We start from the raw sequence: 16,309 nt of genomic DNA, 5'->3' as shown, positions 1-16,309 counted from the left end.
ATTATTCCTCGTCAATGGTTTTATTTTTGTTTAGTTTCTTCATGAACTCATGCCCAAGTAAGCTGATGATGGTAAGCGCAGGCACATAGATAATAAAACTGACGAAAAAGATAAGCAAGAAAAACCAAAGTCGATTTGTTTCATCTCCATAGAGGAAGGAGTTCCTAATACCAAAAAATAGAGATATCGCTAAACCGAATAATAAACCACCAATTAATGTCTTTGTACTTAGTGAGTATTTACTGGAACGCTCACTAATTTCCACATCAGCGGCATAAATGCCAAGTCGTGCTGCACGTATCGAATAATAAAATCCACCAACGAGCAAAATCAGTAGTTCTATTAAAAATAGATCATAATCCATCCCGTATATGCTTGATTTAATTACGACTGAAAGCAAACAGATGACAGTAACCAACATATAAATCTCTTTATAAATTTTATTCCGCAAAGCTTCGACGCGCTCATCTAATACTTTTGTTTTCTTAAATAGTCCCATGGTTTCTCCCCCAATCAAAATATTCAGTTTCCAATAATTACAATATATATTATACCTCACTAAATGTCAAATATATATTACATTTTGGGCGTTATATATGACAAATGGTAAATGTCAAAAAAACACCAGTGTGCGCGACATCACAGTTTTTCAGGTGGGAAAGCGTTATAATCGTCCTATAAATATGTAGTTTTTATCAGTGGAGGGTGAACCTTTTGAAGCTAGGATTGAAGTTATTATTATCGTTTTTATCCATTATTGTTATTTTTATTGGATTGTCGCTATACGCCATTTTTAATATGGCTCATTTAAATGATAATGCCACGGAGTTGTATGAAGACCGACTGCTTCCGACCGCGTACTTAGTCGAGCTCTCTCGGTTAACAGAAAACACTAGAGTACAGATGGTCACAGCTGTACTGAATGAAGATCCTTCATTCACTGAATCTGCATTATCAAACTTAGAAGAAATCGAGCTTGTTATAGAAAAATATGGAAATACAACATTAACCGAAGAAGAGGAAGCGAGCTTTACTAGCTTTGTTACGAATTGGCAGCTCTTTGATGAGCGCGTTAGGTTGAATCGAGATTTAATCTATGCAGGAGAATATGAAGCAGCAAATGAAGGGCTCCGTCTCGGGGGAGAACTGTACTATTCGGCAACGGATCAACTGGCAACGTTGGTGGAGATCAATATTGACGTAGCAGAACGATTGCTAGCTCAGAAGCAACAAACCTATGAAATAAGCCGGCTGGCGATGGGCGCTGGTGTCTTACTCGCAACCATCATTGCTGTTGTCATTACCATTCTCTTTAGTCGCTACATCACAAATGCGATCAAACAGGTCGTCGAACGACTAAAGGCGATTGCTGATGGGAACTTAGGTGGCGCAGAAATTACAATTAAAACAAAAGATGAGTTTTTAGATTTATCAATAGGTGTTAACCAAATGCAACATAGTTTACGGGAATTAGTCTCCAACACAACAGAAGCAAGCCAGCAAGTTTCGGCGAGTTCTGAAGAATTATCTGCAAGCGCAGAACAAAGCACAGAGGCGACTGAACAAATGGCTGCTATTGCCCAAATATCAGCAGAGGGCGCAGATAAGCAACTCCAAAGCTTAAGTGAAGTATCATCAGCTGTTGAACAAATGGCAGTAAGCCTCCAGCAGATTGGAGAAAACAGTGAAGAAATGGTCAAATCATCAGAGACCGCTTCTCATCAAACAAAATCAGGAGCCCGGTCCATCGATCTAGTTGATGAACAAATGAACAGCATATCAGAAGCCGTCCAAACTACATGAAAGTCTGTAGAAAAACTAGGCGCCAAATCATCCGAAATTGGCGACATTGTCCATTTGATCACAGGGATCGCTGAACAAACAAATCTGCTTGCGCTAAATGCAGCGATCGAAGCGGCTCGTGCAGGCGAACATGGAAAAGGCTTTGCTGTTGTAGCAGATGAGGTTCGCAAACTAGCTGAAGAGTCAAAGCGTTCTGCAGAAAAAATATATACAATGATCTCAGATATTCAGCATGAAACAAATAGCGTTATGGCGTCAATGAAACATGGAACAGAACGAGTAGAAACTGGACTGAAGACAACGAGAGAAGTAAATGAAACCTTTGCAAATATCCAAGAATCCATCCAACGTGTAACTCAAAAAGTTCATGAAGTAACAGCATCAGTTCAAGAAATGACAAGCGTTAGCGATCACGTTGTTCACTCCCTACAAGAAGTGAAAGAGGTTGCGGAGAAATCAGCTGTTGCAAGCCAAGAAAGCTCAGCTGCAACAGAGGAACAGTTAGCGACGATGGAAGAAATCGCTGCCTCTTCAACAGCACTCGCTAATCTTGCTGAAGGGTTACAGGAATCGATATCGAGGTTTAGGTTGTAAGGAGGGGGATCAGCCCCCTCTCTTTACCAAATCACTGCATGAAACTACACGCCGAACCAACCCACAATTAGATTTACACCCCCCTCAAAAAACCTCCATATGTTACACTAAAGAAAAAGTCGAAAAATTCATTCTTTAAACGTTTAATCTATTAAACTACTGGAGTGTAACGATGAAACTAAACATACTGTACGCACTACTGATTGCCCTATTGCTCACAGCTTGTTCTCAGCCAGAAGAAGTAACAGTGGAGCCAGCTGTTACAGAAATCGATGCGGAAATGATTCGCCAAGAAACTCCGCCTGAACCAGAAGAAGAGGAGACGACGATTACGATCGGTGCAATAGGAGATGTCCTCCTGCATGAGCGAGTCTATGTTCCTGCAGAAACAGAAGATGGCTATGACTTTATGCCAATGCTAGAAAAAATGGGCCCGCTCCTAGAAGAGCCAGACTTTTTAATGGCCAATTTTGAATCAATCCCAGGAGGTGTTGAGATTGGCTTATCAACCTATCCTTCATTCAATAGTCCTCAAGCAATTGTAACCGATCTCATGTCGCTAGGAGTCGATATGGCGATTGGAGCCAATAACCATACAATTGATCGAGGAGTGAAGGCGGTTGAAAGTGCTCTGGACTTTTTTGATGAAGTAGGAATGGACTATGTAGGTGTCTACAGAGACACAGCTGATCGTGAAACAGAACGAATTATTCATGTGAAAGACATGAGCTTAGGCGTTCTTGCTTACACATACGGAACAAATGGCATCCCTATCCCAGAAGGTCATGAAGACATTGTCGCACTCATTGAGCCTGACCGAATGGAAAAAGATATTCAAGATCTCCGTGACAAAGTCGATGTACTCATCGTCCATATGCACTGGGGAGATGAGTACATACATGAACCAAACCAAGAACAAAAGGAGCTAGCCCAGCTATTATCAGAGGCAGGTACGGATATCATTTTCGGTCACCATCCCCATGTCCTGCAGCCGATGGATGTGCTTGAACAAGAAGACGGGCATGAAACCTTTGTCTTTTATTCCTTAGGAAATTTTTTCTCCGGTCAAAATTTTGAGTATACGGACATAGGTGGCCTAGCCACAATTAACGTCACCAAAACAACAAAAGGGGAGGACTCATCTATTGAAATCCATTCCCCTGACATTGAACCAACACTAGTCGTATTAGAAGATAATGTTACAGCGTCATGCCGATGAAGGACTCTGAAGGCTCACTTATCAACGGAGTCACGACGGAAGAGACGCGCGAACACATCAGGAAATACCTCAATGACTCGAAATAAATAACAAAAAGACCCCCTTTATCCACTTAACGTGGTAAAGAGGGGTCTGCACCTAATTTCTCCAACATCCTCCGACTTGTCGGAATCATGTCTTCAGGCAAGGAATCTAAATCAAAATAACGCAGGTCATATCCCTCGTGATCAGCCTGCAACGTACCAGAGACATCCTTTGAAAGAAATGTAACAATGACGTTATACACTTCATCTCCATTCGGATATTGAAAATAAAATTCCTTACCAGAAAATACATTATATAAGGTCATTTCGCCAACGGTTAATCCTGTTTCTTCAAGAATCTCTCGGCGGGCTGCGTCTTCAACGGATTCACCCATCTCCATAAACCCTCCAGGTACACCCCAATTATCGGTATCGGTACGATGTTGCAAGAGAACCCGCCCTTTTTCATCTTGAATAAAAATAGCACATGCTGTTAAAATTAATGGTCTACTTCCAGCGATAGACCGTATCATATCAATATAATTCATCATTTCCTCCTTCTGGGGCTAGCCCCTTGTTATTATAGTACCAAAGAGGGGGCTGACCCCAAGAAAGCAGAAAGGAGCATCAAAATGGAAATCTCAATCGTGCTATTCTTTTTATTTATTGTCGTCTTTGGTGGACTTATCTTAAACATTATCACAAGTATCTGGTGTTATCGAGATTCTTTGAGACAAGGGAACAGCAAGGAATATAGCTTACTATGGCTAGTAGCAACACTCTTTTTTCCTATTATCGGAGTGATTATTTACCTGTTTGTCCGAAGGTAAAAGCCAATAATTTTCACTATCGCTCACTAAAGAGGGGTCTGATCCCGGTGGGAAGAAGGCCACTGAAAAAGGTGAAAATCATCCCTTTTTCAGTGACCTTTAAAAAAGAACGTATGCGATCGCATACGTTCTTAATAATGCCTACATACCACCATTATTTATATGAGTTTTTTCATTTGACCATTAAATATTCGAATATAGTACTTGTTTTCGTCATCTTTTAGCAGCTTAATTCCGAACAGTGAAAGCGGTGTCCAAATTGGTTTAACTCTGATTAATGGCATATAGTTATCCTCCCTATCATATAATAATCATCTCATTTGATTCACAGATGTAATTAAAAAGTCATAGGTAAAACGATGAAATCTAATTGACTAAAACTACCATTTAATACAGTTGTTACTATTATCCTATTACTAACAGTATAAAACAATTCAATGGATATTTTAAGGGAAATCTTCCACAAAGTTTCGACAGAAGTCCACAAAAGACAGACGCAAAAAGCTCTCTCAACCCTGACGCTTGATTGAGCATTTGAGTCATGTATTAAAACCATGCCAATAAAAAAGCCCCCTATGAGAGGGAGCCACATCATCAAGCATTCTTTTTTTAGTGACTTCCTAAAATCGGAGGCCAAACCACTCTATGATCGCTGAGGGTTAATAGAGTTACTCAGTTTTAAGAGAGGAAATCCTTCTTCGTCTCTCTACTAAATAAACGATGAAGAGCACAATAAAAGCTCCGACCGAATCAATCACAACATCCGAAACTACGCCAGATCTTTCTGGAATAAAGGATTGGTGCCATTCATCGATCGCTCCATAGAACGTCGCTAGACCCCATGCTGACACATACCGATAACGCACTCCCCGTAATGCTAACCAAAAAAACAAACCCAATATACCGAATGCTGCTAAATGAACGCCTTTTCTAGCGATATAATTGATAATTGCTGAATCAAAAAAAGGATTTCGTAGCATCTCCTCCGTTGAATCCCCTGTAAACATTGGCTGGCGAGTCGCAATGGCAATCCCCACGCACCATAGGACCGCAACGGCCCACCAAAACGTTGAACCTTTCATATCATCACCCATAACAATTATACACGAAACCCTAGGTTAATCGGAATTAATAAAATGAGACAACAACGAATACGATGGACTATAGAAACAAACGAATGGAAAATTCTTTGGGACTTTAATCAATAAAATGTACGATACAAAACCCGTGTGAGTCATTTCGCTCTAGACTCACACGGGTTTTTATAAGGTAGAAACACTAATTTACTAAAAAGTCCATTAAGTAATCAGACCAAATCCGATGCCACTGTTCATTTGGCAGTTCATTTGCCACTGTCGGCCATGCTTCCCAGTGGTCAGCATATAAATACTCATGTTTGGCGGAGAAAGCTTTTATTTTATCCGTAAATGTTAGGTAACCATCGTCATCAAGAGGATGAGCAGGAGACAAAACGATCAAGGTATCAGAGAGCTGCTCTTCTAATTCACTCATGACGGTTTCTAGATTGCTAAGGGAATCTTCAACGGGTAATTGGTCATAATCATTTAATAGGAAAGGCTCAATGACTAAGAGATCTGGATTATTCTTAATGATCTTATCTATGTAGTTATCAGCTAACACTTCACTTGAGGTCGCATTGTTCACATCGATAACGGTTAAAGCGACGTCCTGACTAGCAAGAAGTGATTTGAACTGTGGAAGTAATAATTGTGGCATAGAAGAGCTTTCTTCGACACTTGTAACAGCTGATGAACCGATAACCATTAGAAGAAACTCTTCCTCATCTTCATTTTGCTTGGCCACTTCCTCAAGAAGGCCACCAAGCTCATAGGATGTCTGTTCTTCTTGAATGTCTTGGCTAGCGAGCTCCGGCTCATGATCAGCAGAATCCGAAACAACGGTCGTTAGCTGTTGACCATAATGGAGGTATCCAAGAAAGATGATAATGATGCTTGATAAAATCATAATGTAATAAAAGAATTGCTTCATTGTAAATGACTCCACCTTTCTACTAGTCAAAAAGCGCTAGTTCTCTCTCTACCCAAACTATAGCAAGCATTACCTGGGAAGTAAGCCGAATGATGTCAGGGTCAAGGTAATTTTTACCGACAGATTCCCGAGGAAAAAGTCGAACCAATAGGGATAGGGAAGAAATTAGTATATAGCTAAAAAGTCCTTTCAGGAGATTCGAGTAAGCAGCAATGGCTCCACACGTTGCGCGCCTGCTACGAGAAGCCCACTCATTGCCTAAAGTTCACAGAAAAAGAGAAGAAGATTACCTTTTTCTGTGAACTCGAAAATAGGTATTGCTAGCTTAGGCTGGATTCACTATAATATCTAAGAATCTATCTTCATTAAAAAAGGTTCGAGAATATATAGAGATGAGGCAAGAAATGAAAAAGAAAAAGGTTTTCATATCACTTGGGTTAGTTGTTGGCGTTGTATTGTTGTCGGTTGTTGCGTATTTCTTTTATATATACAAATCTGTAACGGACACGGTTCAGGAAATGCATGAACCATTCTCGCCCTCTCGAGTCGTTGATCTAGAGAGCCAAGAACCACTTTCATTTCTTATAGCGGGTGTCGATTCAAGAGGGGACACTCATGCGGGGCGTTCAGATACGATTATCGTGATGACGGTCAATCCAAATGAGCGATCCATTAAAATGCTAAGCATTCCGCGTGATACACGCACTGAAATTATCGGACGCGGAACATTAGATAAAATCAATCATGCCTATGCATTTGGCGGAGTTCAAATGACAGCAGATACAGTAGCAAACTTTTTAGATATTCCAATTGATCATTATATAAGTATTAACATGGAAGGCTTCAAAGGGGTCGTTGATGCCCTTGGTGGCGTGAAAGTAGACAATCCATTTGCCTTTGATTACGGAAGCCACACTTTTGAAGAAGGCGAACTATTCCTAACAGGTGAAGAAGCACTTGCGTATTCACGTATGAGAAAAGAAGATCCGCGTGGCGATTTCGGTCGTAACGATCGTCAACGTGAAATTGTTGAAGCGGTTATTCAAGAAGCGGCCAACATAGGAACAGTCACAAAAGCTGGTGGTATTTTAGGAGCAGTCGGTGAGTCGGTGCGTACCGATATGACATTAGATGAAATGTGGAAACTTCAAGCTAATTACCGTGATGCCCGCCACAATGTCGAGCAATTGGAGATCAAAGGAAATAACGCAACTATTAACGGAATTTATTATTTACAGGTTCCAGATGATGAACTAGCTCGTGTCAGAAGTGAGCTAAAAGGACATTTGGGATTGGAATAAAGATGGAGAGCTCTGCTTATGTGAAGGCCACTGAAAAAGGTACGATTTTTACCTTTTTCAGTGGCCTCGCTTATGTAGCAGAGCTCTTTTTGTGGATGGAGGAGGTTGGAGCTATAAAGTAGAAGGCGTTTCCCTATCCCCACCACTTTGACTAGTCCAAATCACACTCACCTTTATTAATACAATTGTAACCCTTGAAAAAAAGGGGTTTCTCAACGTTTAGGAGAATAGGAGAGTTGAGTAACATTTTTTAATATAAGGGTGGCGATCTTTTGTATGGTCTTGAACATTTATTATTAAACGTTTTTGTTTTGTTGGTGTTTTTGTTGTTTGTTCCGATTGTGTTGGAAATTAATACGTATAAATTTTTCAACGAACATAAAAGGAGCATTCATGTTGTTTCAGCCATGCTCGCCATTACCGCTTGTTTGTTATTTCCAATTCCTATTATGGATGGCTATATTTTTGATTTACGCTTAGCTGCGTTAACGATTGGTGGATTATATGGAGGAATTCCTGCTGCAATGGTGTTAGCGGGATTTACGATTTTCTTTCGCTTTATTATTGGGGGAATAGGAGCTATTGCATCTGTGATTGTTATTTCCATACTTTTTATTTTGTTAGTGTGTATGGCGCGCTCGTTTCAAAAAGCTTCGCGTAAGCGGAAAATAGTTATTGCGAGCTCACTTTCTACATTGGCTGCGATAGTGGCTATTCTAAACTCAATGGTGTTATTTGGTGCTTCATTTTCAATTTTATTTTTGACGCTCTATGGATTTACCACGCTTTGCACCACCGCTTTTATTGTTTATTTATATGAAGTGTTTCATGATCATATATTAGTCCATAAACGAGTCATGAGGGCTGAGAAAATGGAGGTTGTTAGTCATTTGGCCTCATCCATTTCACATGAAGTGAGAAACCCACTAACAACGGTGAGAGGCTTTATGCAGATGATGCTGCAAAATGAGTTTTCAGAAGAAAAGCGCAAGGAATTTTTGAAAATCTCGATCGATGAGATTGATCGAGCCAATGATATCATTCGTGATTATTTGACGTTTGCGAAGCCTTCACCAGAGAAAGTGACGAACCTAAATATTAAAGAAGAGCTTGAGCGAACGTTACATATTGTCACCCCTTTTGCAAAGATGAACGGAGTAGAAATTCAAGAAAAGGTTGATGATTATTCGTTCAGAGGGGAAGAGCAGTTAATTCAACAGTGCTTAATCAATTTGACCAAAAACTGCATTGAGGCGATGCCAAATAAAGGACGGCTGACGATTGAAACAAAGGAGGAACATGGCAATCTCTTGCTTGTTATTTCTGATAATGGAAAAGGAATGACAAAGGAACAGCTTGCCCGTATCGGAGAGCCCTATTTCACGACAAAAGGTAGAGAGGGTACCGGTCTAGGGATGCTAGTATCGATTCGGATTATTGAATCGATGAGCGGCAAATTAAGTGTAGAAAGCCAGGTAAATGAGGGGACGAGCTTCTTCATTCGGTTCCCTCTTGTTGAGTAAGAGCATAAATTGCTGTACACCTATAAAAGGGGAGCATATTAAAGGTCTGCTTTTGACCTTTGAGCCCCCCTGATTACGTATTAGACTCCTATACTCTCTGAAATGCAGAGAGCTTGTGGAAGTGTGGTTTTAAAGCGAAGTATAGCTCGCTATAAGTTCTGTATAATTCTTGATAGCGTGCATGATTCACTGCATGAGGGACAAATGCCTCCTTCATTGGAATGTCTTCTTTAATCGCTGCTAAAGAGGAAACCTCTCCAAGGGCATAAAGACCAAACCAAGCGGCTCCCCAAGCCGAGCTTTGGTGACTAACGGGAACTTGTACGTCATGACCGAAAATATCGGTTAAAATCTGTAACCATAGAGGAGAGCGGGCAAATCCACCACTGGCAAATATGTTTGAAGGCTTGCCGGCTAACCGTTCAAGAGCTTCACCAATGCTGTATATACTAAAAATGACACCCTCTAAGCCAGCGCGAATCATATGCTGCTTTTGATGAGATTGAGTTAATCCGATGAAACTCCCGCGTGCATCCGCGTCCCAATAGGGAGCACGTTCTCCGTTTAAAAATGGCAAAAATAACAATCCATCAGCTCCAGGATTGACTCCTTTGGCTAAAGCGGTCAGTAGATCGTAAGGATTTTCATTTGAAGCAAGCGCTCGTTCCACTTCCACTTCACCAAAAACTTCTTTTAACCAATAAAACACATTTCCGCCGTTGTTTGTTGGTCCGCCCATAATCCATAAGTCTTTCGTTACACCGTAACAAAAGATTTCTTGCAAATCATCTGTTTGCGGTTTCGAAGCCATTTGCCTTATGGCTCCACTTGTTCCAACTGTTATTGCCACATCACCTGGATTGATCGCTCCAATACCAAGATTGGCTAGGGGACCATCACTAGAACCAATGACAAAAGGAATGTCTTGTGGCAATGATAATCTTTCGGCTAACTCTGTTGTGAGTCCTTGGCAAATAGCCGTTGATGGAACAGGTTCTGATAACTGATCTGCTGTGATTCCAGCTGATGATAATGCCAATTGATCCCAAGTAAAAGTATGAATGTTAAACAGACCTGTGGCAGAGGCGATCGCATAATCGACAATGTATTTCCCGAACCACTTTTGTAACAAGAACTCTTTAATGGAAACAAACTTTGCAGCATTTAAATAGGGTTGATAGTGTGTTTCCTTCATCCAAATTAACTTAACTAAAGGCGACATTGGGTGAATCGGTGTTCCTGTATTTAAATAAATATCCTTGCCATCTGTTTGTTTCAAGTAATTCGCTTGCTCGACGCTTCTACCGTCTGCCCAAGTAATGGAAGGAGAGATGGCCTCATGTTGATCATTCATACAAATCAATGAATGCATGGCGCTCGATATTCCAACGCAAATAATCTCGCGATGGCTAATCCCACTTTTTTGGACGGCACCCGAAATAGCGTTAATGGCTGCTTGCTCTATTTCAAGTGGATCTTGTTCAACCCAAGAAGGGTGGGAATGGTACACAGGGTATGCGTTTTCATCTTCAGCGACAACGCGACCGTTTCTTTGGAATAAGACGGCTTTTGCGCTCGTTGTACCAATATCTAGCGCTAATACATATTTTTTTTCGGTCATGGTAACAAATCCTTTCAGTTCACTACAAACGCTTCATTGAAATAGCATTACGCATCTTCTGAAGTGAATCTTTCACAATATCTTGACGTTTCAAGCTGATATTTACAAATAAGGCATCAACAATACTTAGCTGAGCAATACGGGAGGCGAGAGCTTCTGAACGATGCTCTGTCTCGGCCGATACAGTATACAAAGCAATGTCAACAAGCTGGCTTAATGGAGACTTAGCTAAGTTTGTGATAGCGATGGTTTTTGCCCCAGCCTCTTTGGCGACCTCGGCTATTTCCAAAATGTCTTTTGTCGCACCAGAGTGTGAGAACAACACAACTAGGTCTTTTGACGTTAACTGGGAAGCAGACATGATTTGCAAGTGGCTATCACTATAAAAAAACGTTTTCATTCCGTTACGTAAGAATTTATGTTGAGCATCATGAGCGATCATAGCCGAACCACCCGCACCATAAAACTCTACACGATCCGCTTGTAAGAAAGCCTCGACCGCTTTTTTAAAAGCGGGTTTCTCAATGATATTCATCGTTTCTTCCAAAGTGCGAATATTTGACTTGAAGACCTTTTCAGCAATGACATCTTCATCATCGTCCTCTGAAATCGTTTCATGGATATCTTTGATCGGTTGAACAAGTTCAGAAGCCAAGGCAATCTTCAAATCTTGATACCCTTTGTAACCAATTCGCTTACAAAAACGAAAGACCGTTGCTTCGGCAACCCCTAAATCATCAGCCACTAAACTGATGGTCGAATGAATAATTTTTTTAGGATTATCAATTATATATTTAGCAATTATTTGTTCTTTGCTACTAAATGAAGAAAAGGAAGAAGTGATCCGAGTAACTGTAGGATGAGTCTCGTTAAATGGCATAGGTACTAGTCCCTTCATTATTTTATTTCCTTACAGCTTTATCATATACGATCCCAAATAATAAAAAAATATTTTTTTTTATAAAAACCTTGAAAAAGATTTTAATTTCTCTATAATCAATTGTGAAAGAAATTTTCTTTCATGTCAATTAAAAAGAAATAAATTTTATGAAATACATCTACATATTTTTTTGTGACACACTGAAAGCAGTTACATTTTATTGGAAAATGATATAAATGACAATTTGGAGGTAATGAAATATGAGTAAAAAGATTGAAACATTAGCGGTTCATACGATTCGTACATTATCAATCGACGCTATTAATAAGGCTAATTCAGGACATCCTGGTCTACCGATGGGGGCTGCGCCAATGGCGTACGCGTTATGGGCAAACCATTTAAACCACAACCCGAATCATTCAAAATGGGTTAACCGTGATCGCTTTGTCCTTTCTGCTGGGCACGGATCAAGTATGTTATACAGCATGCTTCATCTAGCTGGCTATGATGTCTCCATTGATGACATCAAAGATTTCCGTCAGTTAAACAGCAAAACACCTGGTCATCCAGAGTTTGGCCACACGGACGGAGTTGAAGCAACGACGGGGCCTCTTGGTCAAGGAATTGCTAACGCTGTTGGAATGGCAATGGCGGAGGCACATCTTGCATCCAAATTTAATAAAGTCGATTATTCCGTAGTCGATCATCATACGTATGCCTTGGTCGGAGATGGCGATCTAATGGAAGGTGTAGCGTATGAAGCGATGTCAATGGCTGGTCATATGAAGCTAGGCAAACTTGTTGTTTTATACGACTCGAATGATATTTCTCTTGATGGGGAGTTGAATTTGTCCTTCTCGGAAAATATAGAAAAAAGAGCTGAGTCAGTCAATTGGCAGTATTTACGTGTAGAAGATGGCAATGATGTTGCAGAAATTTCCCGAGCAATCGAACGAGCAAAAGAAAATACAGAACAGCCAACTTTGATTGAAGTAAGAACCATCATCGGCTACGGAAGCCCAAGCGGAGCCGGAACAAGTAAGGTGCATGGTGCGCCGCTAGGGTTGGATGAAGCCAAAGCAACGAAAGAATACTATGGTTGGGAATATGAAGATGAATTTTATGTACCAGTAGAAGTAAAAGCACATTTTGATGACTTAAAAGAAAAAGGGAATGAAGCAGAACGTAATTGGGATAGGTTATTCACTTCTTATAAACAAGCCCATCCGGAATTAGCGGCTGAATTTGAGCGTGCCATGAAAAATGAAGTTCACATTTCAGAGGAAGATATTTTGACATTTGATGAAGGAAAATCCGTGGCGACGCGTAGTGCAAGTGGCGAGGCGATTAATCACTTTGCTAAACAAATTCCTGCCATCTTTGGGGGAAGTGCAGACCTTTCTGGTTCAACAAAAACAGATATCAAGGATGAACCGAAATTCGCCGTTGAAGATTTCTCAGGTCGTAATGTTTACTTTGGTGTTCGTGAACACGCAATGGGGGCAGCTGGAAACGGAATGGCTCTTCATGGCGGTGTGAAGCCATTTGTTAGTACATTCTTTGTCTTCAATGATTATCTACGCCCATCGATTCGTCTTGCGGCTCTTTCCAAGCTACCAGTAACGTATGTGTTTACCCACGATTCGATCGCAGTAGGAGAAGATGGCCCAACTCATGAGCCAGTTGAACAACTAGCCGCTTTGCGTTCCATTCCTGGATTAACCGTTATTAGGCCAACAGATGCCAATGAAACGGCAAGTGCATGGGCATATGCATTGCAACAAACGGAAGAACCAGTTGCCCTTGTATTAAGTCGTCAAAACCTACCAGTATTTGCTGAAACGAAGGCAAATATTAAGAACCTGTCAAAAGGTGCGTATGTGTTAAGTGAAACAAATGACCGCTCAGATGTCATCTTGATGGCGACAGGATCAGAAGTGTCACTAGCTATGGGTGCAAAAGCAGAACTTGAAAAAGAAGATATCTCCGTTCGAGTTGTTGCAATGCCGAGCTGGGAGCTGTTTAATCGCCAGCCAGCCGAATACAAAGAAGCGGTATTACCGGCATCCAACAAAAACCGACTAGCCATCGAAGCGGGAATTTCACTTGGCTGGGAACGTTTCACTGGTTTTGAAGGGGAAATTCTATCGATTGATACATTCGGGGCCTCAGGAGAAGGCAACGCAGTCATGGAATCGTTTGGTTTTACGACCGAACATGTCGTAGAAAAAGCAAAAGAGTTAATAAAGTCAACAGTAGAAACAGTGTAGGTTTAATGATCTAGAAATGAGTGTCACCACAGTTGTCGGTATGGCTGTGGTGGCCGGGTCATTTCGTTAGGTTGTTTTTGTAAAAGATTGTTGCTGTAAAGTAAAGGGCACTGAAAAAAGTGAAAATCGTACCTTTTTCAGTGCCCTTAAAAAGAGGTAGAGCCGAGACCCCACAGGCGTAGCCGAGAAGGCTCGGCACCTCCTTGCGGGTGCGAGTGGCTGGAGCTCAGGTGGAACAAACATGTGAGGAACACCTCACCTATAAACAACAAAGAATACGAAAACAGCCTTTCGTTAAATTATTTGGAGGGAACAAATGATGAAAATAGGTTTAATCGGTTTAGGAAAAATGGGTTTAAATATTGGACAAAACTTGATGGATCATAACCATGAAGTCGTAGCATTTGATGTCAACCCAGACGCAGTGGATGAGATAAGTAAGCATGGCGCGAAAGGAGTAACAAGCTACCAGCAGTTAGTAGAATCCTTAGAAGCGCCAAGAGTCATTTGGGTAATGGTTCCGCATAGTGTAGTTGATGCGGTCATTAGCGAACTTACTCCCGTTTTATCAGAAGGGGATATTGTCATTGAGGCTGGAAACTCACACTATAAAGAGTCGGTTCGCCGTTATCAGGAGTTGAAGGAATTTGGCATCAGATTTATGGATGTAGGAACGTCTGGTGGAATGGCAGGTGCTAGAAATGGAGCTTGCTACATGGTTGGTGGAGACGCGGACGCATGGTCTGTTGTTGAACCTGTTTTTCGTGACACAGCTGTCGAAAACGGCTATATCTATGCAGGAAAAGCTGGAAGCGGCCACTATTTGAAAATGGTTCATAATGGAATCGAGTATGGCATGATGGCTGCGATTGGTGAAGGATTTGAAGTCCTTGAAAAGAGCGACTTCGACTTTGACTATGAGCAAGTAGCCAAGGTGTGGAACAACGGCTCAGTCATCCGATCATGGTTAATGGAATTAACGGAAAATGCATTTTCAAAAGATGCAAAACTTGATGAACTAAAAGGTGTTATGCATTCCTCAGGAGAAGGCAAATGGACAATTGAGGAAGCATTAGATCTACAAACGGCAACCCCTGTCATTGCTATGTCTCTATTAATGCGTTATCGCTCGTTAGAAAATGATACGTTTACAGGTAAAGTAGTAGCTGCACTTCGAAATGAATTCGGAGGACATGCGGTCGAGAAAAAGTAAAAAAGCTAGGACCTAGCAAGGGAAGTAGGTAGCTTCTATAAACATTTCGGATCAATAAAAAACAGAAAGAGGGTAGTCGCCTTCCCTCTTTCTTATCACTAGTTACAGGAGTTTTTACCTAATTTATTATTTTCTTTGTTTATTCGATAGACAAACTAAGTATTTGTTGTTACAATCATGTCATAAGGAATAAAACCTTATCAATAAATAAGCAACTCCGTATTGAGTTTTAGTGTAAGGGCTTACTTTACAAGAAAAAAGAATCAAATGAGATTTGGAAGCGTTTTATAATCAATCATGAATTTACGTAGATCATAAAAAACATAACCGTAGGAGGAATAAACATGAGCTATTTTAAAAATGTAAATCAAGTGAAATTTGAAGGTTCTCGTTCTGAAAATCCATTCGCGTATAAATATTACAATCCTGAAGAACAAATCAATGGAAAATCAATGGAAGAATTTCTACGCTTTGCGGTTTCTTATTGGCATACATTCACAGGAGAAGGAAATGACCCATTTGGTAGCGGTACAGCGGTGCGTCCTTATAACCACCTAACGGGCATGGATTTAGCGAAGGCTCGTGTGGAAGCATCGTTTGAATTTTTTGAGAAGCTAGGGGTTCCATACTTCTGTTTCCATGATATTGATATTGCTCCTGAATCCGATTCATTAAGTGAAACGTTCAAGAACTTAGATGAAATTGTCGACATGATCGAAGAGTATTTGAAAACAAGCAAAGTAAAACTTCTATGGAATACAGCGAATATGTTTACACATTCACGCTGGGTACACGGTGCAGCAACGGCTCCAAATGCGGATGTATTTGCGTATGCGGCAGCGAAAGTAAAGAAAGGTTTAGAAGTAGGGAAGCGTTTAGGCTCTGAAAACTATGTATTCTGGGGTGGTCGTGAAGGTTATGATACGCTTCTAAATACAGATATGGGCCTTGAGCTAGATAATCTTGCGCGTTTCTTCCATATGGCGAAGGATTATGCGAAGGAAATTGGATTTGACGCTCAG

General features: G+C 40.8%; 15 protein-coding genes and 1 pseudogene. 9 read left to right on the top strand and 7 right to left on the bottom strand.

Features of this window, described 5'->3' with window-relative positions; genetic code table 11:
- Window position 1 precedes the first annotated feature (1 nt).
- Window positions 2-499, bottom strand: a complete 498-nt coding sequence (locus LQ50_RS18215) for a DUF6773 family protein (RefSeq protein WP_034631982.1) — start codon at window positions 497-499, stop codon at window positions 2-4.
- Window positions 500-714: 215 nt separating this feature from the next.
- Between LQ50_RS18215 and LQ50_RS24465 the strand changes: the two genes are divergently transcribed.
- The 3 genes and pseudogenes from LQ50_RS24465 to LQ50_RS18205 all read left to right on the top strand — a co-directional run bounded on the left by LQ50_RS24465 (window position 715) and on the right by LQ50_RS18205 (window position 3,616).
- Window positions 715-1,803, top strand: coding sequence for a methyl-accepting chemotaxis protein (locus LQ50_RS24465; RefSeq protein ID WP_052144847.1), 1,089 nt, complete (start codon window positions 715-717; stop codon window positions 1,801-1,803).
- Window positions 1,804-1,818: 15 nt separating this feature from the next.
- Window positions 1,819-2,397 (top strand): annotated as a pseudogene (locus tag LQ50_RS24460) (methyl-accepting chemotaxis protein); the annotation flags it as partial.
- A gap of 172 nt (window positions 2,398-2,569) precedes the next feature.
- Window positions 2,570-3,616: a CapA family protein gene (locus LQ50_RS18205; protein ID WP_052144845.1), complete on the top strand. Its 1,047-nt coding sequence runs from the start codon at window positions 2,570-2,572 to the stop codon at window positions 3,614-3,616.
- Window positions 3,617-3,728: 112 nt separating this feature from the next.
- On the opposite strand, the gene LQ50_RS18200 is transcribed toward LQ50_RS18205, so the two are convergent.
- Window positions 3,729-4,187 carry an NUDIX hydrolase gene (locus tag LQ50_RS18200; RefSeq protein WP_034631981.1) on the bottom strand — a complete coding sequence of 153 codons (459 nt, stop codon included), beginning with the start codon at window positions 4,185-4,187 and terminating at the stop codon, window positions 3,729-3,731.
- Window positions 4,188-4,271: 84 nt separating this feature from the next.
- On the opposite strand from LQ50_RS18200, the gene LQ50_RS18195 reads away from it, so the two are divergent.
- A complete protein-coding gene (locus tag LQ50_RS18195; RefSeq protein WP_034631980.1) occupies window positions 4,272-4,469 on the top strand; it encodes a PLDc N-terminal domain-containing protein in 198 nt (65 codons plus the stop codon).
- Between the two features lie 158 nt (window positions 4,470-4,627).
- Here the strand turns inward: LQ50_RS18195 and LQ50_RS26320 are convergent, their stop codons facing one another.
- The 3 genes from LQ50_RS26320 to LQ50_RS18185 form a co-directional block, all read right to left on the bottom strand.
- Window positions 4,628-4,753 carry a hypothetical protein gene (locus LQ50_RS26320; protein WP_272913734.1) on the bottom strand — a complete coding sequence of 42 codons (126 nt, stop codon included), beginning with the start codon at window positions 4,751-4,753 and terminating at the stop codon, window positions 4,628-4,630.
- A 384-nt stretch (window positions 4,754-5,137) separates the two neighbouring features.
- Window positions 5,138-5,551 carry a VanZ family protein gene (locus tag LQ50_RS18190; protein ID WP_034631979.1) on the bottom strand — a complete coding sequence of 138 codons (414 nt, stop codon included), beginning with the start codon at window positions 5,549-5,551 and terminating at the stop codon, window positions 5,138-5,140.
- 196 nt (window positions 5,552-5,747) lie between these two features.
- Window positions 5,748-6,479: an SGNH/GDSL hydrolase family protein gene (locus tag LQ50_RS18185; protein ID WP_034631978.1), complete on the bottom strand. Its 732-nt coding sequence runs from the start codon at window positions 6,477-6,479 to the stop codon at window positions 5,748-5,750.
- Between the two features lie 404 nt (window positions 6,480-6,883).
- Between LQ50_RS18185 and LQ50_RS18180 the strand changes: the two genes are divergently transcribed.
- Together LQ50_RS18180 and LQ50_RS18175 are read left to right on the top strand one after the other, a co-directional pair.
- On the top strand, window positions 6,884-7,780 hold the full coding sequence (locus LQ50_RS18180) for an LCP family glycopolymer transferase (RefSeq protein ID WP_084138921.1): 897 nt from the start codon (window positions 6,884-6,886) through the stop codon (window positions 7,778-7,780).
- Between the two features lie 272 nt (window positions 7,781-8,052).
- Window positions 8,053-9,303: an ATP-binding protein gene (locus LQ50_RS18175; RefSeq protein ID WP_052144844.1), complete on the top strand. Its 1,251-nt coding sequence runs from the start codon at window positions 8,053-8,055 to the stop codon at window positions 9,301-9,303.
- An 88-nt stretch (window positions 9,304-9,391) separates the two neighbouring features.
- Here the strand turns inward: LQ50_RS18175 and LQ50_RS18170 are convergent, their stop codons facing one another.
- Window positions 9,392-10,924: a gluconokinase gene (locus LQ50_RS18170; RefSeq protein ID WP_034631975.1), complete on the bottom strand. Its 1,533-nt coding sequence runs from the start codon at window positions 10,922-10,924 to the stop codon at window positions 9,392-9,394.
- Window positions 10,925-10,946: 22 nt separating this feature from the next.
- Window positions 10,947-11,822: a MurR/RpiR family transcriptional regulator gene (locus tag LQ50_RS18165; RefSeq protein ID WP_237563747.1), complete on the bottom strand. Its 876-nt coding sequence runs from the start codon at window positions 11,820-11,822 to the stop codon at window positions 10,947-10,949.
- A gap of 242 nt (window positions 11,823-12,064) precedes the next feature.
- Between LQ50_RS18165 and tkt the strand changes: the two genes are divergently transcribed.
- From tkt to LQ50_RS18150, 3 genes are all read left to right on the top strand, one after another.
- On the top strand, window positions 12,065-14,074 hold the full coding sequence (gene tkt / locus LQ50_RS18160) for a transketolase (protein WP_034631974.1): 2,010 nt from the start codon (window positions 12,065-12,067) through the stop codon (window positions 14,072-14,074).
- A 319-nt stretch (window positions 14,075-14,393) separates the two neighbouring features.
- The gene (gene gnd / locus LQ50_RS18155) at window positions 14,394-15,287 is read left to right on the top strand and encodes a phosphogluconate dehydrogenase (NAD(+)-dependent, decarboxylating) (protein ID WP_034632014.1); all 894 of its coding nucleotides are present in this window, start codon (window positions 14,394-14,396) and stop codon (window positions 15,285-15,287) included.
- 344 nt (window positions 15,288-15,631) lie between these two features.
- The coding region (locus LQ50_RS18150; RefSeq protein ID WP_034631973.1) for an apurinic/apyrimidinic endonuclease family protein at window positions 15,632-16,309 on the top strand (678 nt) is incomplete at its 3' end.

The organism is Halalkalibacter okhensis (genome assembly GCF_000787375.1).
Classification (GTDB): domain Bacteria; phylum Bacillota; class Bacilli; order Bacillales; family Bacillaceae_D; genus Halalkalibacter; species Halalkalibacter okhensis.
The sequence above is the reverse complement of the archived record's forward strand: the minus strand, read 5'-3'. Positions and strand labels throughout refer to the sequence as shown.

Excerpts from the sequence above, each read along its gene's own strand:
- LQ50_RS26320 (WP_272913734.1), bottom strand. The coding sequence starts at position 4,753 with ATGCCATTAATCAGAGTTAAACCAATTTGGACACCGCTTTCACTGTTC.
- LQ50_RS18195 (WP_034631980.1), top strand. The coding sequence starts at position 4,272 with ATGGAAATCTCAATCGTGCTATTCTTTTTATTTATTGTCGTCTTTGGT.
- LQ50_RS18205 (WP_052144845.1), top strand. The coding sequence starts at position 2,570 with ATGAAACTAAACATACTGTACGCACTACTGATTGCCCTATTGCTCACA.
- LQ50_RS18215 (WP_034631982.1), bottom strand. The coding sequence starts at position 499 with ATGGGACTATTTAAGAAAACAAAAGTATTAGATGAGCGCGTCGAAGCT.
- LQ50_RS18185 (WP_034631978.1), bottom strand. The coding sequence starts at position 6,479 with ATGAAGCAATTCTTTTATTACATTATGATTTTATCAAGCATCATTATC.
- tkt (WP_034631974.1), top strand. The coding sequence starts at position 12,065 with ATGAGTAAAAAGATTGAAACATTAGCGGTTCATACGATTCGTACATTA.
- LQ50_RS18170 (WP_034631975.1), bottom strand. The coding sequence starts at position 10,924 with ATGACCGAAAAAAAATATGTATTAGCGCTAGATATTGGTACAACGAGC.
- LQ50_RS18180 (WP_084138921.1), top strand. The coding sequence starts at position 6,884 with ATGAAAAAGAAAAAGGTTTTCATATCACTTGGGTTAGTTGTTGGCGTT.
- LQ50_RS18200 (WP_034631981.1), bottom strand. The coding sequence starts at position 4,187 with ATGAATTATATTGATATGATACGGTCTATCGCTGGAAGTAGACCATTA.
- gnd (WP_034632014.1), top strand. The coding sequence starts at position 14,394 with ATGAAAATAGGTTTAATCGGTTTAGGAAAAATGGGTTTAAATATTGGA.
- LQ50_RS18190 (WP_034631979.1), bottom strand. The coding sequence starts at position 5,551 with ATGAAAGGTTCAACGTTTTGGTGGGCCGTTGCGGTCCTATGGTGCGTG.
- LQ50_RS18165 (WP_237563747.1), bottom strand. The coding sequence starts at position 11,822 with ATGAAGGGACTAGTACCTATGCCATTTAACGAGACTCATCCTACAGTT.